This window comes from Paenibacillus sp. LS-5 (genome assembly GCF_056121505.1).
In genome coordinates this window covers 80,815-103,793 of sequence record NZ_JBWAVA010000006.1, presented here as the reverse complement: position 1 = coordinate 103,793, position 22,979 = coordinate 80,815, and the positions used below count along the sequence as shown (strand labels likewise).

Genomic DNA, 22,979 nt, shown 5'->3' with positions numbered 1-22,979 from the left:
ATCATTTCCCTAGAATGAGTTTGGCCAATGCAGCAAGGTCTACAATATCTAAAATATTGTCTTTGTTAATATCATACAGTTTATACTGACTCCACCCCTCTTGAGTATAATCCATGCCGTAATGCGCAGAGAGTATAGCTAAATCTCCAATATCTGCAGGATTAGCCGAAGCCAAGAATTGACTCAAGGCAGCATCTAATTCGCTAATCGCCAGTTCAATAGAAGAATCCGATGCATTTAGATTGTCTACAACCAGGTTAGCTTTAATTATGGCTTGGTTTAAACTATTTACTGCATTTTGTGAATATTCTCCCCATCTGTTACCTAACAATGCAGAGGTTGAAACTTCTCGGGCTACAGTAACGTTTAACGCCAGGGCAGACCTGTCCGACACGTTATCTAGCATGTCTATAGCCAGCTGTAAATTTGCCGCCGCTGCATTCACTTGACGTTGAGTAGCATTCTTACTTACAAAAATTGATTTTGCGGAGGTTAAATAATTTTGCAAAATCAACCATGATGAAGGCTTGTATGCATCCGATGTAAGAGCAGATGCTGCTATAATCTTAGTGTCTAGCACTGTTTTATCAATTTTAATAGTCCAATTTAGAATTGTATTAGGCAGTGTAGAATTTGTCCCGCTCATCTCTGTAACAATAATGGTATTCAACTTGAAATTAGTTACCGTCTCACCCGCATAATCCAGGTTTGATGATTCCCAATTTATTTGGATCATTTCGCCTCCTGCGTCTATGCCTGACTCCGATATCAGATTTATTGTAACCGTCTCATCATCCTCATCCTGAATAACTGAATCTAACTTCAAACCTTCTTGCAGCAAATCTATTGACTTAAACCGAACGAGGGCTGGGTCAAATTTCAATGTTACTTCTTGTTTGTATACCTTATGATTCTCGTTTTGTGTAACATTATCATTATTTAAACCGTATACCAAATCAAATTGTTGTCCAGCAAATGTTGTACCTTCTCCTTGAATCCAAGCGTAAGGCAAGGTTTCTGATGGGGACAACACTATACCGGTGGCCACATTTGAACTCGCACTCTCCCCCTTAGCATTAACAGCTGTTACTACATAGTTATAGTCTCCTGGTTGCAGCTGGCTATCTAAATATGTGTTGCCTGTGACATTGGAAGCTACAACCACATACTCTTCTGAACCATTCATGTTCCGCTTAACAACATAATGTTCCGCTCCGATCACCTTGTTCCACGTCAACAGAACCTCTACTCGTCCAACAGCTGCGTTTAAATTTGTCGGCGCTTCAGGAATCCGAATGTTTGTAACTTTAATGACAGAGGGACTAATTCCTGAATCCAAATGGAACGGTATTCCAGCCTGCGAATAATCAGTGTCCTTCAACTGAATATTACTCGCGCTTCCTGTCAGATGAATAAAAGTGCTTGTTCCAGGAGGGCATAAAACATTATTAAATTGGATGTTTGAAGCATTTTTCAAAGTATAAATAGTCCCTTTCTCAGGAACAATTCGAACATCATTCAATAAAATATCTTCTGTATTGCTAGACACCCATCCTGTTTGAGTTACCATGCTTACATTATTCAATTGAAGGTTGCGTAGAGGTACATTGTATAACGTATCAATGGATACAGCTTCAGAAGCACCGTCTACCGTGACATTACTAATATAAATATTTTTCACTTCAGGAACACGATTGTTTACTCCTAGTTGAGCATTATCTACTGTGTCATTGTGCCCTGTGTAAAAATCATTGATTGATAATGCGGTGTACCCTATATCTTGCATATGAAGCCCATCAATATAGATGTTTTCGATTGGCCCACCGCTTCCGACTGAGCTTTTGATATTAATCCCGTTATCTGTTCCAATGTATTGATTGTTACGGACGGCAAGATTTCGAATACCGCCAGATGTATTACTTCCAACAGAGAGTCCCCCATGAGCACGGAATACAATATTGTCTGCAATAACTACGTTGGATAACACATCTGTTGGACTAGGATCATTACTTGCTTTCATTCCAATGCCATCGTCTCCTGCATTCACAGTGTTGTGATATAGAACAACATTTTGAGAAGAAGTGACATCAAGACCATCACCATTTTGATACCAGGCATCGTTATTAACCGTTGTATTACGAACAACTAAATTTTGAACCTTTGTAAAGCTAGTAGCAAATTGCGGTGAGTTCGTGATCGTAGGCCCATCGACTAAAATGTTTGTACTATTATAAATATCAACTAATATTGGACGATACACACCAACGGCTTGTTGAGATGGATACCAAACTGTATCATTTTCGGTAAGGACTCCACCTGAGGAGAGTAAATAATTCCACTGGGTATCTGTAACCTTTCCTTTTTTCACATAACGCCAGTATTGCCCATTACCATCAATAACACCATTTCCAGTCAAAGCAATATTATTTTGTCCTGACACTTCAAGCATTGGTCTATACTTGTTATTTACCAAATCGTAATCTTCGTAATCTGGACTGAACAGGATTCGAGCTCCATCTTCTAGGTGCAGATTAATATTACTCAAAAGCTCAATCTTTCCTGTTAGCCATACCCCAGCAGGTACAATAACTCGGCCTCCTCCTGCATGAGCTGCCGCCTCAATCGCTTCTGCAAAAGCAGTAGTATCCTTCGTTATACCATCTCCCACTGCACCATAATCTTCAATGTTAAAATCTGCTTCAGGGAAGGTTGGAAGCTCGATTTCAGGCATATCAAAAGGAAGGTCTTTCAAATAATTTTGCAAGTCATGTCCACCTGTTATGAACCCTACTGAATCTTTAGCCTTAACAGTAACATTGGCCGTAGCTGTTACATCAGTGCCACTTAGCTTCCCTTGCACTATAAACTTACCTTCAGACGAGTATTCATTTTCACTCACAGTACTCCATTCCACAGGAAGAGCTTTCTCTGATTCATCTGTAAATTGTACCGGAATGATTGTTGGTAAGAATGGAGAAATCCCCTCAATTGTATATAATTCTAGTTCAGGTACTTTGGAAATTGTTTGGCTGGGCATTACACTTGTATTAATCACTTCAAATTTAAACTGAAGCTCAGTTCCTGAAGTGAATTTTATTATTACAGTATGATTGCCCAACTCTAACTGAGACAAAAAGGCCTTTCGGAATAAGTACTTATTATCATCGACTGTATAGTCCACTGTGTTAACGAGCGAATATGTGCCTAAAGTAATTTCTTTTACTGTATCCCCAGCAAGTTTTACTGCCATAGACAAGTCAGATTGCTTAGCAGCATTACGGTCAAATACTAATGACTTAGAAATTACCGTCTTTTCAGTTGAATATAAGCTCTCACCATTTGAATTCACAGCAGACACTACGTAATAAAACGGAGTGCCTGTATTGAGAACTACATCTGCATATTCAACCTTCCCCTTCATCCCTTCCATCAGACGAATCCAGTTAACATTGTAAATTCCCGTCACCGCATAAATACGTAAATTCTGTTTACCTTTAGTTAGCTTAACAATTGCACTAATGGTCTCCCAATTCTGCCAATCTCCTGTCTGGGGAAGTTGTACATTTCCAAGCACAGTTCCATTTCCAGTTAATAATTGCAGCTGTTTGCCGCTTTCAGGAGCTGAGATACGTAGGTCAATAGTATAGAAACCATCTTTAGGAACGTCTATTTCATAGTCCATCCAATCTCCGGCTTCAATGTAACTGACATTCAAGCCGCCGCCTTCATCCTTAGTGCTCTGAGTTCTGACTCCAGACATTGCGGTCCAATTCTCTGCTTCAATAGTAGCAAGCACAGAAGTTTGAGATGGAAGTATATTTGAGGTTATAGGCAAATAGGGTCCTCCAGTATTAGTCGCACGATAAACATTATAAGAATTCGCTCCTTCTACAGTATCCCAAGAAAGCGAGACAGGTGAATCTCCTAACGACACTTCAACTTCATTTGAAAAAGCTACATTTAATCCTGACGGAGCATCAGGTAGTTGTTGCTTATGAGGGAGGCTTCCAAATAATGTAGGGTCCCATCCATCTGTTCCATTTAGCACATTTTGAATTGTATAGCGATTTGCTTCTTCGGATGTAAGTTGACTCGTCCAGTTAAACCTTTGTGCCGCATTAGCACCTGGACCAGAAGAGTTGTATTCTCCATAGCTTGCAGTCAATTCATTTGATGAATTAGACCAATTATCCCATCCGGCCAATTTAACGTGGCTATCCATCCACGTGTTAATGTACTTCACATTAGCATAGGCTCTCCAAGGTCTTCCTAAGTCCATCGTATGATTAGTGGCAGCTAAGTTTTTGTCGATATCCCACTCTGCTCTCCAAGAATCATGTGTAACGAAGTCTTTCATGGATGAAGTACCTCGGGTCAATTTGGCATTCATGAATACATAACCAAATTCAGAAGTCTGATCTGTAGATGCTGCTGTCAAATGCCCACCGAAACCGCCAACGAATTTAATTTCCGAGTCATAAAAATATGCAGTAGCATTTCCGAAAATCCAGTCGACATCACCTTCAATAATGCAGCGGTCAAAATATTGACGTCCACTATTTACATATAAGGTATCCTGAAATCCAGCTAATCGAACATTTGTAAAAATAGCCCGGTCACCTGTTACATTAAGTGCTACAGCCGGACCAACATTACCTCTTTCAAATGAGGTATTGCGTACCGTCAAATTTTCAGCTGTAAAATCTTTTGAAGAAATTTGTAAAGTGTAACTATTACCCGTACCAACTCCCGAATTAGAATAATCATCATAGGTGAGGATTGTTCCGTCTCTGCTTTCGCCAACAAAACTCAGGTAAGGCTTTGAGCTTGGAACAGATACCTTCTCATGATAAATACCGTCTCGTATATAAATTACACGTCTAATTGAATTGCCCGCCGGAATTGAGTTTATCGCATCCGTTATCTTAGTGAAATCTCCTGTTCCATCCTGTGATACCACTATAACTTTTGCCGGTGTGGTAATCTGAACCGAACTATCAACTCCCTGTCCTGTAGTGTTTATTGCAGATATAACATAATAATAGGTCGTCCCATTAATCACCTCTTTATCCGAATACTTATTCTGGTTTACACTCGCAATGGTCGTAAACGGACCAGCCATCGAAGTAGCGCGTTTCACATTGTAAGAACTTGCGCCAACTACTTCCCCCCACTGTAAATGAATAATATTGCTCCCAGCTTCTATCGTTAGTTGCTCAGGAGCTGTCGGTACACCTGTTTCGATTTGGCTGAAAGAAACAGCAATTTGTTCAGAATTCATACTCTCTGTATTAGCATCAACTGCAGAAATGACATAATAATAAACTTCGTCATTTGTAACAGAGTCATCATAGTATTCAGGATCAATCACATCCGTTGCCAGCACAGAATAGTTTTTTCCTGACTGCGCGCTTCGCTTTACATTATATGAAGTTGCCCCATCTACCGGTTGCCACATAAGTTTTACGTTTGATCTGCTGACAACTGATTGAATATCAGTAGGCTTTGCAAGTGGAGAAACCGGGGAAATCGAAATCGACTCAGACCGCTCACTTATACCACCTGCATTTTTAGCTTCAACAACATATTTATAGACAATACCATTTTCCAATTTCCCATCAGTATATTTGTTTGACTTCAGTTCCTCTGCAATTATAGAGTATTCATCGTCCCCATTCTCACTTCTCAGCAAACGATATTGCTCTGCCCCTTCGACTATTTCCCATTGCAAAGTCACTTGACTATCTCTTGCAGTTCCTTTGAGTCCAGTGGGGATTTCCGGAACATCTGGCAGGTCAATTGGTGTCACCAAAATCTCATTTGAATTTGGCGAGTCACCATAAGCTGTTATCGAACTAACAACATAATAATAAGGGATACCATTAATTAAACCGTTATCCGAATATTCATTTAAAACGGATTCACTAATTAAAGTGTACGGTCCGCCACTATTCAAACTACGCTTTATATTATAGGAAAGTGCTCCAGTAGCTTTGGGCCAATCCAGCTTCACTTTACTATCACCAGCTGTACCGGTTAACCCAGCGGGTGTTGATGCAGACAACAGATCAGTAAACTTCATCCAGTTTAAATTAAAGTCGCCAGTATCTGTTGTTAATCGTAAATTGTGAATTCCCGCATTTAATTTGATAACAGCACTTGTAGACCCCCAGTATGTCCAAGCACTTGTATTAGGTATAGTTACTTTTGCTAATATATTGCCCGCTTCGTCTTCCAACTGTAATTTCTTATCAGAGTACTTAGTGGCAATTCGGAATTCTACTGCGAATACTCCATCAGAAGCTACATTAACTTGGTATTCCATCCAATCACCAGCATCGATGTAACTCACATTCAGACCACCACCTGTATCTGAACTGGCTTCAGTCTGAACTCCTTTCATTCTAGTCCAATTCTCAGCTTCAATTAGTCCCGGAATTGTGACTGGTGAAAATGTCGGTTCAGGGCTTGGTTGGGCAGTTGGCTGAGCAGTTGGTTGCGTAGTCGGTTCAGGGTTAGTTGACTCTAAGGTGAAATTAAGCCAGTTAACATTGAAGCTTCCAGTATTAGTAAATATACGAATAGTCTGAGGACCAGCGTTTAGATTTGCTGATACACTGACAGTAGTCCATTTTTGCCACCCTGTTGTGTTCGGTACATACACTGCAGCCAAAACAGTTCCTCTACTGTCCTGTAATTGAAGTTGCTTATCGGAATACTTTGTAGCAAGACGTAAATCCACTTTATAAGTACCAGTTATAGCTACATTAACCTTGTACTCCATCCAATCTCCTGCATCAATACTCCCAACGTCAGAGCCCGCACCTGTATCAGATGTTGACTCATTCTGAACACCGTTCATGTTATCCCAGTTCTCGGCTTCAATTTTTCCTGGGATTGCTTTTCCATCCCTTGCCCAATAGGTGGGGCTATTCGAAGGTTCTAAACCATTTTGAGAATTGTGGGCTTGTATGCATTGGTAGTTTTCATTGTTAAATAAAACCCAGTCGTTAATTGCATATGGAGTATTGACCTGCCACTCAGGGAAAGTTGAAGCAGCAATAGCTTTTGGTAAGAATCCCTGTAAGATAATCGTTAACAACATTATTGCGACCAGAACTATAGCTGTCGATCTCCTACCGAAAGTATTCCGACGCTTTATTGGAGAGTTTAATTCCATAAATTATTATTCCTCCTTGGAATGATAGTAATACTATTACTCAAAAGTTATAGAGGTTGTACATCAGTACAGCAACTTCGGCTCTGGTTGTCGATGATTTAGGGTTCACTTTTCCTGCGCTTCCTTTAATCAATCCTGCTTTGAGAAGACTAGCAACAGAATTTGACGCATAATTAGATATTTTTGCAGCATCATTAAATGTGCCTAATATTGATTGATCTCCGCTTAGCAAATTTTTATCCGATATATTTAAAGCTCTTGCGGTTAGAACCATCATATCTTCGCGTGTAATAAATTCTAACGGTTTAAATAGTCCATTTTCTGACCCTTTAGCAATACCGAGACCACTAGCGATTCGAATTGCATCGCTGTAATAAGCTTGTGAAGGAACATCTTTGAAAGACTTATCGAGTGATCCGTTCAACTCTAAGGTTTTGACCAACAATACGAGAAAATCCGCTCTTGTTATAGCTTGGGATGGGCGAAACTCAGTGTCCGAAAAACCATTAATTATTCCTTTGGATGCCATAACTTCAATCGAATGTTTCGCCCAAGCTACTGATTGAATATCATTAAATGATTTAACTATAAAACCGGTTGCAAATGTGCTGAAGTGTGTAGTCTTGAAGAATACTCTACCTAACTGTGAATTATAGTATCCGCTAGTAATTGGAGTGAGTTCACCTAAAGCATCGATAAACCAGACTACAATATGTTCAGGATTTAACAATTCCAAATCAGAAGGAGTATATGGGATGCTAACTGTTACAGGAGCTTGAGGATTGTTCCACTCCAAAGTCTCCCCTTTATTTTTCAATGTTAATTCGATGACCGGATGATTACCGATTAATCTTTGAGCTGATGCTGAAAGAGTATTGATATCTACCTTATTAATGTGCAAACTTATCTCTTGATTGGGCTCATTAATATTTTGTAGCATATGGTCAGGAATCGTTACACTAGCCAAAGAAGTTACAATTTCAAATTCAGAATTTTTAGTGGTCTTTGATATTGCGGAACTCGGAATGGTTAGAATGTATTCATTTGCCCCAGTTTTTGCTTCGATGTTAATTATTACTTTTTTTATCCCGTTTTGATTAGCTGCTGCTTGATCGAGAGCTTTCTGAATGGATTCTAAAGCTACAGAAGAATGGACCGATTGTGATTTTTCATCATAGACAATCTTGGGATTTATTGTTGAAGTATTCTGCACAGCTGGTTCTTCTGTTTTCCCGTTATTATTGCCGCTACCGTTGTTTCCGTAATTATTTCCATTGTTGTTATCTGAACTAGAAACTTTCATTTTTGCCGTAGTTTTGGGAGTGTAGCTAACAGCATTCAACTTAGAATCAACTAACTTTGCACTGGACAAGATTATTTCACTATCCCCTGTCCCAATTGCCTTAAAAGTAACTGTTGCAAGGGGTACATCCCCATTATTACCTGCTGTTTCTCCTAACTCAGTGTGAGCTAGACGAACACCTCCATCAAAAATAATGGCGTCAATGTTGAATCCCCCACTTCCAGCAGTGTAGCCTTCAAACTGCAGTTTGGAAGCATCATAGTTTAGATTTAACTCATACGCGTACAAATCACTAGCATGATCAGCTGTTATTACAAGCTCCAAAGAGTTATTAACTATAGGATTTTGTTTTGACAAGGAGAGAAGAAATTCAGGAGTACCGCTTGCATACATAGTCATAGGACTCAAAAACAAACACATACAGATTATTATCGAAACAATGTTAGCTTTTTTCATTTCAATTCATCTATCCTTTCAGAGATAAGATAGGAGAGGGCGCACTATATAAACGCCCTCGCTTAATTTATATTATTGTGCGAAAATCATTTGAGCCACCTTAGCTAAATCTAAAATGTCGATTTTGTTGTCTTTGTTCCAGTCATAGCGACTTACATCCTTCCAGGCGCCTTCACCAGAAGTCATCCCGTATTGAGAACTTAAATAATAGAGATCATTCATGCTGGCAATACGAATAACAGCTTGATTAAATCTTTCAACTTCATCTGATAACATAGATATTGCTTGATTCACTTCATCTTGCGTAGCATCCAAGTTGTTTAGAACAATCACGGCACTTGTAATTCCTCCATGTAATGAGTCCATAGCTGATTGTGCAACTTGTCCCCATAAAGTACCTGCTGTTGTTGATGAAGCTACTTCAGTTGCTGTAGCAACTGCTGTCTGAAGGACTCCTCGCTCAACTACTTCACCGCCTGTATCAGGGACCTTAACATTCACCTCATATGAAGCCCCGTCAACGGCTATTTCATCCCCCTCACCATCACTAACAGTGATTTGTGAGGCGATAATTGAAGCAGTAGTCGTTTTTGAAATGTCTTTAACTTTAAAATGAATTTGGAGAATGCTCGGTTGAGTCCCAGTAATACTAACACCAGGAGTAGTACTCGCTAAAAGAATACGTAACTTACCCTCATCGTCTGCTGAAGCATTAATGACACGAATTCCATCTAATAATGAATCTGATGAAACATATAGAAGTTGTTCAGGGTCATAGCTAAGGGTAAGGTCAACACCGTACACATCGGCTGTAACTCGAGACCATCCGTAGGTAATGTCTAAATTCTGACCCACGTCTACAGATTCAGGTCCTGTTAGGAAACTACCTGTACGAACAGTAATTATGAGTTCAGCTTTAAGCTCCGTCCCATTTACAGAACCATATATAGAAAATTGACCTTCAACCTCAAATTGTTCGGGAGATATAGAATCCCATACAACTGGCAAATATTTCGTTGCCCCATCAGCATAAACTGCCTCAACTACTGATGGTAAGGTTGGAGCAATCCCCACTGGTGTATCTATGTGAATCGGTGAAATAGTTTGAATATTATTATCAGATGCAAGATCTGTAGGGTCCCAGCTATCTGTGCTACCTATAGCGCTAGCTGCATTAAAAATATTTTCAAGTGTATACTCTTTAGCCTCCGCTTCTGATAATTGATGTGACCAATTTACTCTGGAAGCAGGAGTTGTTCCCTGACCGAAACTCTCATATTCAGCGTAGAACGCTGTAGTTTCATTTTTGGAATTGCCGAAGTTATTCCATCCTCCTGGAGCGATATGGTCACCCATATAACTGTTTAAATACACCGTCTGAGCGTATGGACGCCAAGGTCTTCCTAAATCAACAGATGAAAGGGAGGACAGCAGTGCTTCACCTGTGATTTTACTGTTTAGGAATACAAAGCCGTACTTCTGGCCCTGTGGTGTAGATGCTGCAGTTACATGTCCGGCTAACCTAGAACGAATTTCACTGTTGTCGAAGACGGCAATGCCGGGACCAAAAATAAAGTCTACTGACCCTGAGATGTAACAATTTTTGAAGTAGGACCGATAAGATTGAACTGTTGCATTATTGGCATAATTATTCGGGTCTACATTGTCCGTTAAATTACGTAGCAAGAGTGTATCTTGATACCCAATGATGCGGCAATTCTCAAACTTAGCTTTGTCTGCGTAAACATCAACGGCCACTGATTGTCCTGCACCGGATCCAGAAGAATTAACTACAGTCAGATTTTTAGCATAAAAATCATGCCCTTTAATCATCAATGTATAATCGTTGTAAGTTCCTAATCCTAATTGCACTCCATTAGGTGTAGTCTTTTTCGGATTATCATCATAAGTTAAAACGGTTCCATCTTCGCTCTCTCCAATTAAAGAGATATACGGTTTAGTATCTGGAATAAGAACCTTTTCGTAATACACGCCATTTTTCACAAAAATGGTAATCCTATTGCGATTCTGATTAGGAACTGCATTAACTGCTTCTTGAATAGTCTTATAATCTCCGTCTCCATCAGCTGATACGATGATAACCTTACTATCCATATCGATATCAGGCAGAACGTAGACGGTTGCAGCTGTTGGGTGTTCAGAACCTGTAATTTTCCCCACAACTGTAAACCCTTCAGTGTTAGCCACTGAATACAATTCTGATGAGACAGGTTCCCATGACACAGGGAGTAAGTTAGTACTTTGATCATTATAAGTAACCAAAATCTTCTCAGGTAATTTTGGAGCCTTACCTTGATATGTGGTTACAACAACTGATGAATAGGTAGTTATGCTAACCGGCACGACTTCAACACGGATTTCAGTTCGGGCAGAATAACCTTCAACGGTCCCATTGATTTTTACTGTTCCAATTTTTTGATAGGATGAAGGTGGAATCAAATCCCATACTACAGGAGCATAATCCAACGAATCATCACTCTTTATAACCGGCACCTGTTTGGGTAAAATAGGATTGGTATTAAATGGAGTAAAAACATTTAACGGCTTGTATCCTATAACAGATTCTTGACCAGTAATAGTGATTGGTAGCAATCCGATGATTGCTGTACCGTCATTCATTGATGCGGTAACGACAACTTTTCCATTTTTGTGTGCTGTCAGTACTCCACTTTGATTAATAGAAGCAGCATCCGTAGGAGACAAATCACTATTATAGACTGACCAAGTAACAGTTGATTTTTCACCTGTTGTTTTAGATGCACTAAAGTTCAACTGTCCTTCTGGTACGGAAATGGACTTTGCGCCTTCCGCATTTTTAATCTCGATTCCATAGCCCGTAGCAACTTCTCCTGAAGCAGCAATTGATAAATTATCTAAATAGACTTGAGATGCTACTGCATTGTTATTTGGTCCAATGGATCTGAATGAACTAATATCTGCCATAGCAAGTGTAGAATCGTAAAAAGGCATATCATTTAATACTTGTGTTCCGTTGTAATATACATCAACAAGTTTGTTTGGAAAATCCACAACCGTTTTTACTGAAAACCAAGTATCCAATGGAATGGAAGGGATAATTATCGGAGTAGTTTGTCCATTTATTACGTATCCAAGGGCTCCTGAATTCTCAGTATTTAGCCAGACCGCAATTTTACCACCTGAACTAAGTAACTGAAACACTCTATTATTTGAAGCAGGTTTGTTTGCGAAAGTACCATTCGGCGTACCGTTAGTCAAATTTGGAGGTGTTGGGAATTTCATTTGAACTTCTACGGTAAGTAGGTCTGTTTGCGAGCCAAAATTGCGTGATGCTGTCACATAACCTGTATTTAAATCATTCAAGAATAAGCTCTTTGGATTAAGAGCTCCGTCCTCAATAATACTAATCAATCCTGGAGCATAGCTTGACGCACTCCAATATCCTCCTGGTGTATCTCCTGCTTTATATTCAGTAAAATCTTCATTTACAGGAAAGGCTTTGTCGATTAAGATTGCACCGTCTTGAACAATATTTGCACTGTTCGTCGCGCTTATACCCTTAGGTAGGTCACAATCTGTGAAAAAGATATTTTCAGCATGGGCTAATTGAGCCTTTGCAAATGAACAATTGATAAATTGCACATTCTTTAGTGAATTATCAGAGATTGCTGTTGAAGCAGCTCCTGTGAGTGAAATAATGTTATCTGTTCCCGACATATCATTATTTCTAAGATTAATAAATCGGAAGTTACTCATATCTGGCGGATAAATATCTGGAATAGGTAATTTATCATAATTGGAATTCAGGTCAATTTTATTGATAAGTGAATCGCGCACTTGAATATTACGAATATATCCACCACGGGATGTACTTGTTTTAATTTTGAATCCTGGAGCTACTGTGTTTGATTTGACATCTAAAGGAGCCAAGTTGCAATCTTCAATGAAAATATCGCTTATCCCACCGGACATCTCACTTCCTATAACTACACCACCATGGCCTCCATTAAAAGTATCTCCACGGTAATAAATGAATCTTGAAGGTCTCCCAATTTCTCGTCCCTCTTGATTGATACCCGACTTAATTGCACTACCATCATCTCCGGTTTGAAATGATGAATTTAAGATGTAAACGTTTTCGGAAGAGTTTGGATTAAAGCCGTCACCATTATGCTGAGTAGTATTGATATCAAGATTATAAGCGGTAATATCTTTGCTATATACGGGGACAATAGTCCACATCATTCCGTTTCGAATCTGTAGACCATCCATATAGATATTATGAGCATTATTAAACGATAATAAATGTCCGCCACCATAACTACGCCCCACCTCTTGTAGGTCTTCGTTATATTCATCACGCAATTCAAGACCGTTTTCTTCATCACCAATGGTTCCGGGTCCAAGAAAGGCAACATCTGTAATGCTATACTCATCATACTTTGTATGATCCATTACTCCGGCATTAAATAAACTTTGATATGCTTCCGGTTCTTCCTCACTATGCCTTGCTTTTACAAATGGTAAGAAATCTGCTTTATGGGGACTGGGCATCACTTGAGCTCCAGCATCCACATAAACATTCATATTGTCATGAAGAAACATACCACCAGTCACATATTTACCGGGTGGAAAATATAAGGTATCACCTGGAGTAACTGCATCAATTGCTTTTTGGATTGCTTCCGTCTCCAAGGTACTCCCGTCACCCGTAGCTCCATAATCTCTGACATTAAACCGGATACTGGTCTTTTTGGTAGTAATCTCTACCGCATTGCTATCCAATGATTCATTTCCCGAAGCATCCTGAGCTCTTACAATATACGTATAAGATTGCTGAGGTTTTAAATTAAGAATTTTAAAATAGGTCTTGTCTGTAGAGCCCACCCGAACTCCATTACTGTCATAAAGATTATATTGTGTAATATTGGAATAAAACATCGGCTTTTCCCAAACTAAAATAACGCTTGAATCAGTATTGGATGCAGGTGACATTCTCAACTCTGTAGGCGTATAAATATTACCAGAAACTGTCGTATAGCTGTTGTTAGTAGAAGCATAGGCTGTGCCGACGCCACCGATGGCGGTGATTCCAGGGACTAATGAGACTATCAAGCTGGCACACAATCCCATAATGGCGCTTTTTACAATCTTCAATTTGATACCCTCCTTCTTCGTTTACACATGTAACTTCATTAATCACGGAAATAATATGCAAGCGTTCTCATTTAGTAGAATAATAATATCGGTTTATATTAAAAATCAGGCGGGCTCAATGCAATATAGAGTCCGCCTGATCTAAGCGATTATTATTCCAAACTTCTACTTCTTAGAAGAAGCATCAAAGTCCGCCTTTTCTTTCTCCAACTGTGCTGCCCATTCATCTAAAAGTTCTTTGGCGCTAATTTGCTTTGCCATCACCTTTTGAATTAGCGGCTCCATGTTCGTTTGAACTTTGTTATAGCCTGGCAGATAGACTGGATTGTCAGTAAACTTAGTATCTGGAGAACTCATAAGTTCAGCTCCAGCTTTTACATAAGGGACATCTTGAATCCAATCAGCACTCAAAGCATCAAGATAAGTTGGAATTTCGCCGTACAGTTGTCCATACTCACTATTTTTATGTGATACAAAGTAAGTCATGAACTTCCAAGCAGCTTCTTTATTCTGAGAATCTTTCATCATCATCATTACAGAAGGTGTAACACCCGGATGTACATGGTAGCCTTTCGCTCCCATAGGGAAAGGAATCCCTGTGAACTTCGTCAAATCATCGTTAAACGCTTTGCTGTGAGCGCTTGCGGAACCGAGATTATGGAAAATCATTCCGACTTTCCCCGATTGGAATGAAGCTGCCAATTCGGTCCACCCTTTGTTAAGATCGTCTTCAGGAGTGTTTACATTGTATCCACCCAGGTATTTCTCAACGAATTCAACGTTAAGCGGGTCATTAATGGTGGCTTTTCCTTCGGGTGTAAAATAATTCGTAATACCGGAATATGAATACATCAGGTACTCGAGTGAGGTTGCACTGCCAGCTCCACCACGAATTGAATATCCGTAACGGTCTTTTGTTTTGTCAGTCAACTTCTCTCCGTCTTCAAAAAACTGGTCCCATGTATCAGGTGGAGTCAGGTTCGCTTCTTGAAGCCAATCCGTACGAATCCATTCAATCCACGGTAAAACACCATACGGTAATCCGTAAAGCTTATTATTTACAGGGTCAGCTGCCCGCATTGAAGTAACCGAACCAGTGGATATCTTGTCCTTGTTATCCCAACTATCGAAGTAAGTATCAATAGGCTCCAGTACATCACGAGCAATAAAATCTGATGTAAAGTTGTTGATGAGGTCTGGACCTTGACCTGCTGCAATTGCCACGTTCAATTTTTGCACGTAACCGCTTATATCCCCTGGAACACCAAGATAGTCCACTTTTATGTTCGGGTTCTCAGCCATAAAGTCTTTTACTACCCCTTGCCAAAACGCATCACGTTCTGGTGTTGTGGCTGCTGCCCAAAACTTTATTGTAGACTGCTTCCCCGATTCCTGTGTTCCTGCCCCATTGCTTGGCTGAGCACTTGACTGCGCACTGTTATTATTGTTATTGCCTCCACAAGCGGTAAGCAGCCCTCCAGCTAACATCAACGAAGCCATAACTATTGACAAGCTTTTCTTTCTTTTGAACATAATGCGGAACCCCCTCAATATTGGTCGCTCATAGACGAACACCGGTTTTCGTCATATTTAGTTTAACTTTGATGTACTTCTTTTTACATAAGATTTCTAGCACATTTTGTTTGAAATTTTTAAATCATACTACCAATAAACACATGCATAAAGAAAAAATATCTTTTTTCAGAAATTAAAAACGAAAATTAAGTTTATTTAATGTAGTGCATCGCATTTTTTTAGATTTCATTTTCCTCTCGTAATTCACGAATCCGTTTCTGCATTTCCTGCATCTGATGCTCGTCCGACTTAATCATACATTTTTATATTTTGTGCTATATAAAAGAATCTCAATCAAAAAAGCAAACACCTGATTAGTGTTTGCTTTTTATAATTCTCCATAGTTTATGTTAACATGAAAAGAACTTACACAACCGGTATCTCTATCGTTACTGGTTCCAGGCCCTCTGTCTCGATAGTTAACCTGGCCAACCCTTTGTCTTCGCCGGCCCGAACAACAATTAACATGCGGCCATTGAAAGTTTCCTGCTCTGTATCATCATAATTCACCTCTGTTTTACCTCTTCCAGTTCCGCTTCCCTGAACACTTGCAGGTCCTTCTATAGTGAATGAGACTTTCTTGTCTGCTGCTGTGTTCAATATTCCCTTTTCATCAATAAGCTCAATATTCACATAACAAAGCTCATTCGTTCCTGCGATCAGCTGCTCTCTTTCTTTCGTTACTGATAATTTCGGTGTGCCAGCGGTTTCCAATGGATGACGCCCGACTTCTTTACCTTCTCTAAATGCGATAGCCTCTACAATACCCGGCTCATAAATGGTATCCCAGGTGCAATAATACTCTTTAAACTGATTACCAACGGTTTGTCTGCCTTGAGACTTTCCATTGATAAACAATTCCACTTCTTCGGCATCTGAATATACTTCCACCACAATGCCGTGACCTTCATAATTGGGCCATGTCCAGCTGCTAACAGAATTAGTCCAGCCCCAGTTGCTAAGTTTGGCTTTCTGTCCATAACGTTCCGGCTTTTGCACCGAAATATAAGGAATATTCTTTCTTCCCCCCCAAATGATTTCCCGCCAATACGAAATAGGCAGACGATACCCTGTGATATCGAAATCGCCTGTCAGCGCAGTTAGCCAAGGATAAGCCCCATAAAAACCTTTTTCCTGTTCATCTCCATACCTGACAGCACCTATCCCCACTTCACCAAGATAGTCCCAGGCTGTCCATGAAAAGTCTCCAAGTACGAATCCATGCTCCTTCACAAGGCTCCAGTTTTTATCCAAAGAAGCAGGGTTAGTCTCAGTCCCCAAAAACACCTTATGTTTGGATTGTTTGTGGTCAATCAGATATCGTTCCGGGGAATAATTGTACCCGCATATATCCAGAGCATCAAAAGCTTCCCGAACATTCTCATAGGCTTGACCGTCCTCTATAATCTTTCTGACTAAAGGCCCAAGCGTCTGCATTGTTTCATTAATCTCACCGCTGGTCATCTTACTGACGTCCGTAATTCCTAGGCTTTCGATAAGTTCATCTATTAAATTCTTTGCTGTCATCATTAAATTAATCCCATTCGTTATATAACGTGTATCATCTATACTTCGTATTTTTTCTATTATTTTTCTTCCCATGATGTTTCCATGGGCTGAACCGATTTCTAATAACTCGTTCCCTATTGAATACATGACTACCGATGGGTGATTATAGGACTTGCAAACCATACGCTCCACTACCATCTCCCATGATTCATTAAAGTTAACAGCGTAATCGTATTCCACCTTTTGAACTGTCCATGTATCCGCAAGTTCTTCCATGACGAGCATTCCGATTCTGTCGCATGCATGTAGCATTGCTCTTGAAATCGGATGATGGGACATTCTTATAGCGTTATAGCCTGCTTCCTTCAGCTTTTTAACGCGCCGGAATTCTGCATCCTCAAAGGTTGCTGCCCCTAACACACCATTATCATGATGAATACAGCCTCCCTTTAATTTCACGGTTTTACCGTTCATTCGCAACCCATGAACACTGTCTAATTGCAACTTGCGAATACCAAAAGCAATAGACTCTTGATCTACTACCTGATTATCTATTAGAATCCTTATCTCAGCTTGATATAAATAAGGTGTATCCACACTCCATGGTTCTGGATTCATGATTGTAAGCCGTTGTCGTAACGAGCATTGTGAATTCGAGGCCATACTAAATTTTGTGTTTTCTGTTGTAACTATATTGTCCTCAGCATCTTTAATTTCAATAATCATATGGCCGGTCTTCATTCCTATATTTTCGTTTTTAAGATTAGTGTCCAACTGAATAACCGCTAGCTCGGGCTCTGATTGAATTGTCGTTATTCGAACGCCATCTGGAATAATATGCAAAGGCGCAGCTTTCAACATACTTACGTTTCTGTATATGCCAGAGCCTGAATACCAGCGTGTATTAGGCTGCGCGTTATTCATAGCTACTACTCTTACTTCGTTTTCTTGGCCATAATGTAGGTAATCATTGATTTGCACATAAAAATTTGAATATCCGTACTGATTATTGCCGGCTAAATCTCCATTTACAAACACAAATGCATGCATATACACACCTTCAAATTCCAGGAAAATCACCTTACCCTTGTCTTCTTCGGATACGGTAAACCGCTTAACATATTCATAGTTTCCACCTTGGAAATATCCCCCGCCAGCACCAGTAGAACCACTTTCATTTCTCTTCGTTTTAATCATCGCGTCATGAGGAAGCTTGATGACCTCTACCGATTTCTTTTTGCCAGTTACTGCGGATGTTAATGTAGTGACGTTTTCACCGAATTCCCAATTATCGCTAAAATCTATCTTTAACATATTTATCCTCCTAGAAAATAATGAAGTCTTATTAAAAATTATAGATATACCTACGCAGTAACTATATAGAGCAATCCAAACATAAGTATTGTTTTCTTATTCAGTAAGGCGCTTCATATTGTAAAAGGCTCCCGGGAACGTATATGTTCTCGGGAGCCCGAATGATTGTATTGTCTTCAAATTATAATTTGATCACCTTCCCTTCCGTAATGCCATTTTCATTAAACGCATCCACACGGACATAATAATCCGTTCCTTTGATTAATGCCCTAATATCCTGCTCCTTCTTGCCAAAGATCATATAGCTGTGATACAGCTTATCCTCCCGATGTCCCCATAGAATATTGTATCCTGCTACAGTTTCATCCTCAGAGGTAACGTTTACCTTCATATCCAAATCATTTACTCTTACAGCTGTAAATGAAGGTATTGCTGGAGCCGCTCCATTTCCTGCACCAAAGACACGCAAGCCAGAAATACAAGCAGGTTGATTATAGGGCACTTCCAATACAGTAAGCTTCAGAAACCGTGCCTGTATCCCCTGCTCTCTTACCACCAAATCATGGGGCAGGCAAGTAGCTGCGTCTGATTTATCCTCTATCATAAAATAACGCTCGCCATCCAAGGATCCTTCAAGCGTCCAACGTGTAACCAGATCACGCTCTTCAATATAACGCCCTCCTGTCACACTAAACACAAATGGTTGGGGTGCTTCTATATCAATGTTGTCATCCGCAAAGTTCACCTGGACCGCATGAACGTCCCTTGCTTCACCCAAATCCACCTGTACCCATTCTCCAGATGTATTAGTAGCAGCCCTCCACCAGGTACGAACATCCTCTTCAGTGACTTTGCCAGGATCCTTTCCTTCTTCAGCAGAAGACGCAGTCGCTGTCTTACCATAATTTAACAGCATCCAATCCGGGCTCTTCCAAGGGTCTATCTTACCTTCTTGTACACGCATAGGCCAATCTCCGTATCTCTGGTTACAGAACAGCTCTCCATCTGCATCAAAGCCTGCCGGCCATAAGCCACAACGACGCTCAAACACATGATTTACACTGATCCGCATAGTAGCGGTATGCCACAGATTATCATTCATGTCTCTCATTGTAGAACCGTGGCCTGCACCAGGAATAAAGCCTCCTGGTTTATACGAATATGGGTTATTGCTGGCCAAAGTGAAGGGGCCCAGCGGGGAATCACCTATATATACACCATCACAATATGTGTTGTATTCAGCTCCCGGACATGAATACTGCAGATAATATCGTCCCTCGTGTTTGTCCATCCAGGCTCCCTCAATATATGGACGATTTTTAGCCATCTCCCGAATCATCTTTAGCGCTTTTTCTGAAAACATCTCTTCTGTTTTACCTGCTTTTCTAAAGACTTCCTGATAGGCTTCTTCTAATTGCTCATCTGGAATTGGCGGGGAAGTATGATCTTCACCATTACGTTCATAACCGATGTCATTCCAATTACCGCCAATCAGTTCGACCGGATCGGTCTTGGGCAGCATCGTCTCCGGGTCCATTTCTACGCCATAGAGCGGCTCGGCACTCGAACAGCCCCAGTAGAAGTAGACCTTTCCATCATCATCTACGAACAGATTCGGGTCCCAGAATTCAAAGCTGCCCTGAATTTCTTCATAGGGGCCATTCAGAATATCCTGTGTACGATAGAAGTTACATGGCACGCCTGTGTTAGACGCAGAGAAATATACATATTGTCCCATAACACGCACATCCGGTGCATAATCGTAAAATGGCAAGTTATCAGGCAATCGTTTGGCCTCCCAATGTGCCATGTCTTCAGAGACCCATACACCCAATGTCATAGAAGCAAAGATATAATATAGACCCTTGTAACAAATCATGGACGGGTCTGCTGCCTCTCTCGAAATTTGCAACGGTCCCCACGCTTCTCCAAGCTTTTGCTGGTTAAACTGATAACGATAATCTACATTAATGGGATTACAGTAATAGTTCATCTGTTACACTCCTTCTTATTTATTGTCCGGTCAGTTTCCATGCTATAGCTATCATCCGGGCAGCACACTTTTCCAGATTTGCCCGGGTCAGCGGATAGGCGGCAGCCTCATTATTTAAAGCATTCATTATATCCTCATGGTGCTTCCTGTTACCAGGCATCATAATATCATTGCCTGCCGCTATGCTGCCGGACGCGCAGGCCCGGGGATATTTATTTGTGTCTTCTTTAAGGGGCGGCATTAACCAATCGGACATGACGATCCCCTGAAACCCCCATTCTTCCCGAAGCACTGTTTCTAACAGATCCTGCCGCTGGGAGGTGTGCTCACCGTTCAGCAAATTATATGAACTCATCACTGCCAGAGGCGCTGCTTCCTTAATGGCAATCTCAAAGCCCCTCATATAAATGTCCCGTAGTGCACGCTCACTGACTGCGCTGTTGGAATTGAGGCGGTTGGTCTCTTGATTGTTGCAGACAAAATGCTTGATGGTGGCCCCGCATCCCGAATGCTTCTGAACTCCCAAGATAGTAGCTGCCGCCATTTTGCCGCTGATCAGAGGGTCCTCCGAGTAATATTCAAAATTTCTGCCACAGAGCGGATTGCGGTGGATATTCAGCGCCGGTGCCAGCCAAAAATGTATGTTGAACCTTTCCATTTCCTCTCCCACAATATCGCCGCACTCCTGGCCAACGGCCGGATTCCAACTCTGTGCAATGGCGGTGCCTACAGGAATGGCGGTGCAATTCTGCTCGAGAATCTCGCCACTGCGGTTCTTACCTGCTGCAGCCGGGTATATGCCCAGCAGTATCTCCAGCAACGCCTTCGGCAAAAGCTCCTTAAAGGCTTCCTGCTCGTCTGAGTCCAGTGCGAAAACTCCTTCTTCATCTAAACCATACTGACGGCAAAGCCGTAATCCGGCAGGACCATCCGACATCACCAGATTGGGAATATCCTTCTCACGGAGCAGCGTAGTGGTCTCTCCTACTGCCCCAGCCACCGTCACGCCTGCATTGCCTATGAGGCCCTTAGTATCTTCATCTACAAAAACACCTGTACACAAATAGGCAAGCTCACTGTCCGTCAGGGTATTGGCCAGCGCCAATGCCTTTTCATCCATCTTAGGCGATGAATACGCCGCTCTTGAAAAGGCAGACGCGGACAGGGAAAGTATAGTCTTGTCTCCATAACCGGCCAAATTGACTAGCTCTCTCTTAGCCCTTTCCGGCTTCCAATCCACGAAATCCGGACTGCCACCTGCATGACTGACCTGTTCTACTTTTACCGTCTCTTCCAAACGCACAATCCCGATGAGCTCCGTACTCCGGCTGCTGTTACCCAAACGCAGAATATAGTCTCCGCTCTCCACGATTCTGCAACTGCTTAGTGTATCGTAGGATGCCAGATTTTCCATTTCAAAGCAGATCTCCATGTTCTCCGTCTCTCCAGGCGCCAGCTCTCTTGTTTTTCCAAAAGCAGCCAAAACCTGATAAGGCTGGTCCAGCTCTCCTTCCGGCATAGACACATATAACTGCACCACTTCTCTCCCCAGATGCATACCCGTGTTTTTGATACTTACAGGTACCCTCACCTTGGTACCATACAACACAGGCTGGCCCGAAATAATAGAGAAGGTAGTATAGTTAAGTCCAAAGCCAAAAGGAAACAGAGGACGGACGTCCGCCGTGTCAAAGTAGCGGTAGCCCACATAAATACCTTCACGATACCGGGTATCATGAAGTTCTCCGAAATCCCCCGCCTTACAGTAATCCTCCCACGCCGCCCAGGTTGAGGCCAGTTTACCGGAAGGATATGCCTCCCCCAGCAGCACATCAGCAAGTGAATCTCCCACCGTCATTCCAAGCTGTGACAGAATCAGAATATTATTCACCTGCTCTACAACGGGTGACAAGTCGACCACACCGCCTACATTCAGGACCAGCAAGAATTTTGGATACATCTCTGCGAGTTGTAAAATGTCCCGAATTTCTGTGTTACTTAGCAATAGATCTCCCATTTTTGCTTGCCGGTCTGCCCCTTCCCCGCTGTTTCTGGCAAGGACATAAATGGCTGTGTCTCCCTTGGCCTCCAGAGGAATACTATACTCCGTCGGCTCCGGTACAGCTACGTCTAGCGTCTCCAGCAGACCGCTCATCCCCTCCGCCGCAATCTTAGCCTTAAGACCAGTCCTAAACGTCTTATAGTTCTCCTCCCACACAACGTCGTAGGAATCCATCCAATCCGTCGTAGTAATGTCAAATCCCGCTTGTAGTAGTCCTTGCTCCACCGTGGTGTAGGCTCTGACGTTCACATCTCCGGAGCCGGTCCCCCCCTTAATAGTGCGCCTGCTGCCGTTACCGTATAGGGCGAGCAGTCCTGGCGCCTCCAGTGGGAAGCTGCCGTCCGACTTCAACAACACCATACACTCCGGTGCCAACTTTCTCAGTCTCTTAATATGATTGATTTCATAGGTTTGTAATTTCATGTCCCTA

General features: G+C 41.4%; 7 protein-coding genes. All 7 read right to left on the bottom strand.

All coding sequences use genetic code 11. The features are described 5' to 3' along the window. Nucleotide 1 precedes the first annotated feature (1 nt). Nucleotides 2-7,180 carry a pectinesterase family protein gene (locus tag AC0MA3_RS11745; protein WP_474656314.1) on the bottom strand — a complete coding sequence of 2,393 codons (7,179 nt, stop codon included), beginning with the start codon at nt 7,178-7,180 and terminating at the stop codon, nt 2-4. Between the two features lie 40 nt (nt 7,181-7,220). Continuing rightward, nucleotides 7,221-8,939: an S-layer homology domain-containing protein gene (locus AC0MA3_RS11740; protein WP_474656313.1), complete on the bottom strand. Its 1,719-nt coding sequence runs from the start codon at nt 8,937-8,939 to the stop codon at nt 7,221-7,223. A gap of 72 nt (nt 8,940-9,011) precedes the next feature. Further along, nucleotides 9,012-14,096, bottom strand: coding sequence for a pectinesterase family protein (locus AC0MA3_RS11735; RefSeq protein WP_474656312.1), 5,085 nt, complete (start codon nt 14,094-14,096; stop codon nt 9,012-9,014). A 165-nt stretch (nt 14,097-14,261) separates the two neighbouring features. Continuing rightward, a complete protein-coding gene (locus AC0MA3_RS11730) occupies nt 14,262-15,629 on the bottom strand; it encodes an ABC transporter substrate-binding protein (protein ID WP_474656311.1) in 1,368 nt (455 codons plus the stop codon). 408 nt (nt 15,630-16,037) lie between these two features. Beyond that, complete coding sequence (locus AC0MA3_RS11725) at nt 16,038-18,494, bottom strand: glycoside hydrolase family 2 protein (RefSeq protein WP_474656310.1); 2,457 nt, start codon at nt 18,492-18,494, stop codon at nt 16,038-16,040. Nucleotides 18,495-18,675: 181 nt separating this feature from the next. Continuing rightward, nucleotides 18,676-20,487 carry a family 43 glycosylhydrolase gene (locus AC0MA3_RS11720; RefSeq protein WP_474656309.1) on the bottom strand — a complete coding sequence of 604 codons (1,812 nt, stop codon included), beginning with the start codon at nt 20,485-20,487 and terminating at the stop codon, nt 18,676-18,678. Between the two features lie 19 nt (nt 20,488-20,506). Then, the gene (locus AC0MA3_RS11715) at nt 20,507-22,972 is read right to left on the bottom strand and encodes a glycoside hydrolase family 3 protein (protein ID WP_474656308.1); all 2,466 of its coding nucleotides are present in this window, start codon (nt 22,970-22,972) and stop codon (nt 20,507-20,509) included. Between the last annotated feature and the right edge of the window lie 7 nt (nt 22,973-22,979).

Coding starts and splice junctions, on each gene's coding strand:
- AC0MA3_RS11715 (WP_474656308.1), bottom strand. CDS start 22,972: ATGAAATTACAAACCTATGAAATCAATCATATTAAGAGACTGAGAAAG.
- AC0MA3_RS11745 (WP_474656314.1), bottom strand. CDS start 7,180: ATGGAATTAAACTCTCCAATAAAGCGTCGGAATACTTTCGGTAGGAGA.
- AC0MA3_RS11740 (WP_474656313.1), bottom strand. CDS start 8,939: ATGAAAAAAGCTAACATTGTTTCGATAATAATCTGTATGTGTTTGTTT.
- AC0MA3_RS11725 (WP_474656310.1), bottom strand. CDS start 18,494: ATGTTAAAGATAGATTTTAGCGATAATTGGGAATTCGGTGAAAACGTC.
- AC0MA3_RS11720 (WP_474656309.1), bottom strand. CDS start 20,487: ATGAACTATTACTGTAATCCCATTAATGTAGATTATCGTTATCAGTTT.
- AC0MA3_RS11730 (WP_474656311.1), bottom strand. CDS start 15,629: ATGTTCAAAAGAAAGAAAAGCTTGTCAATAGTTATGGCTTCGTTGATG.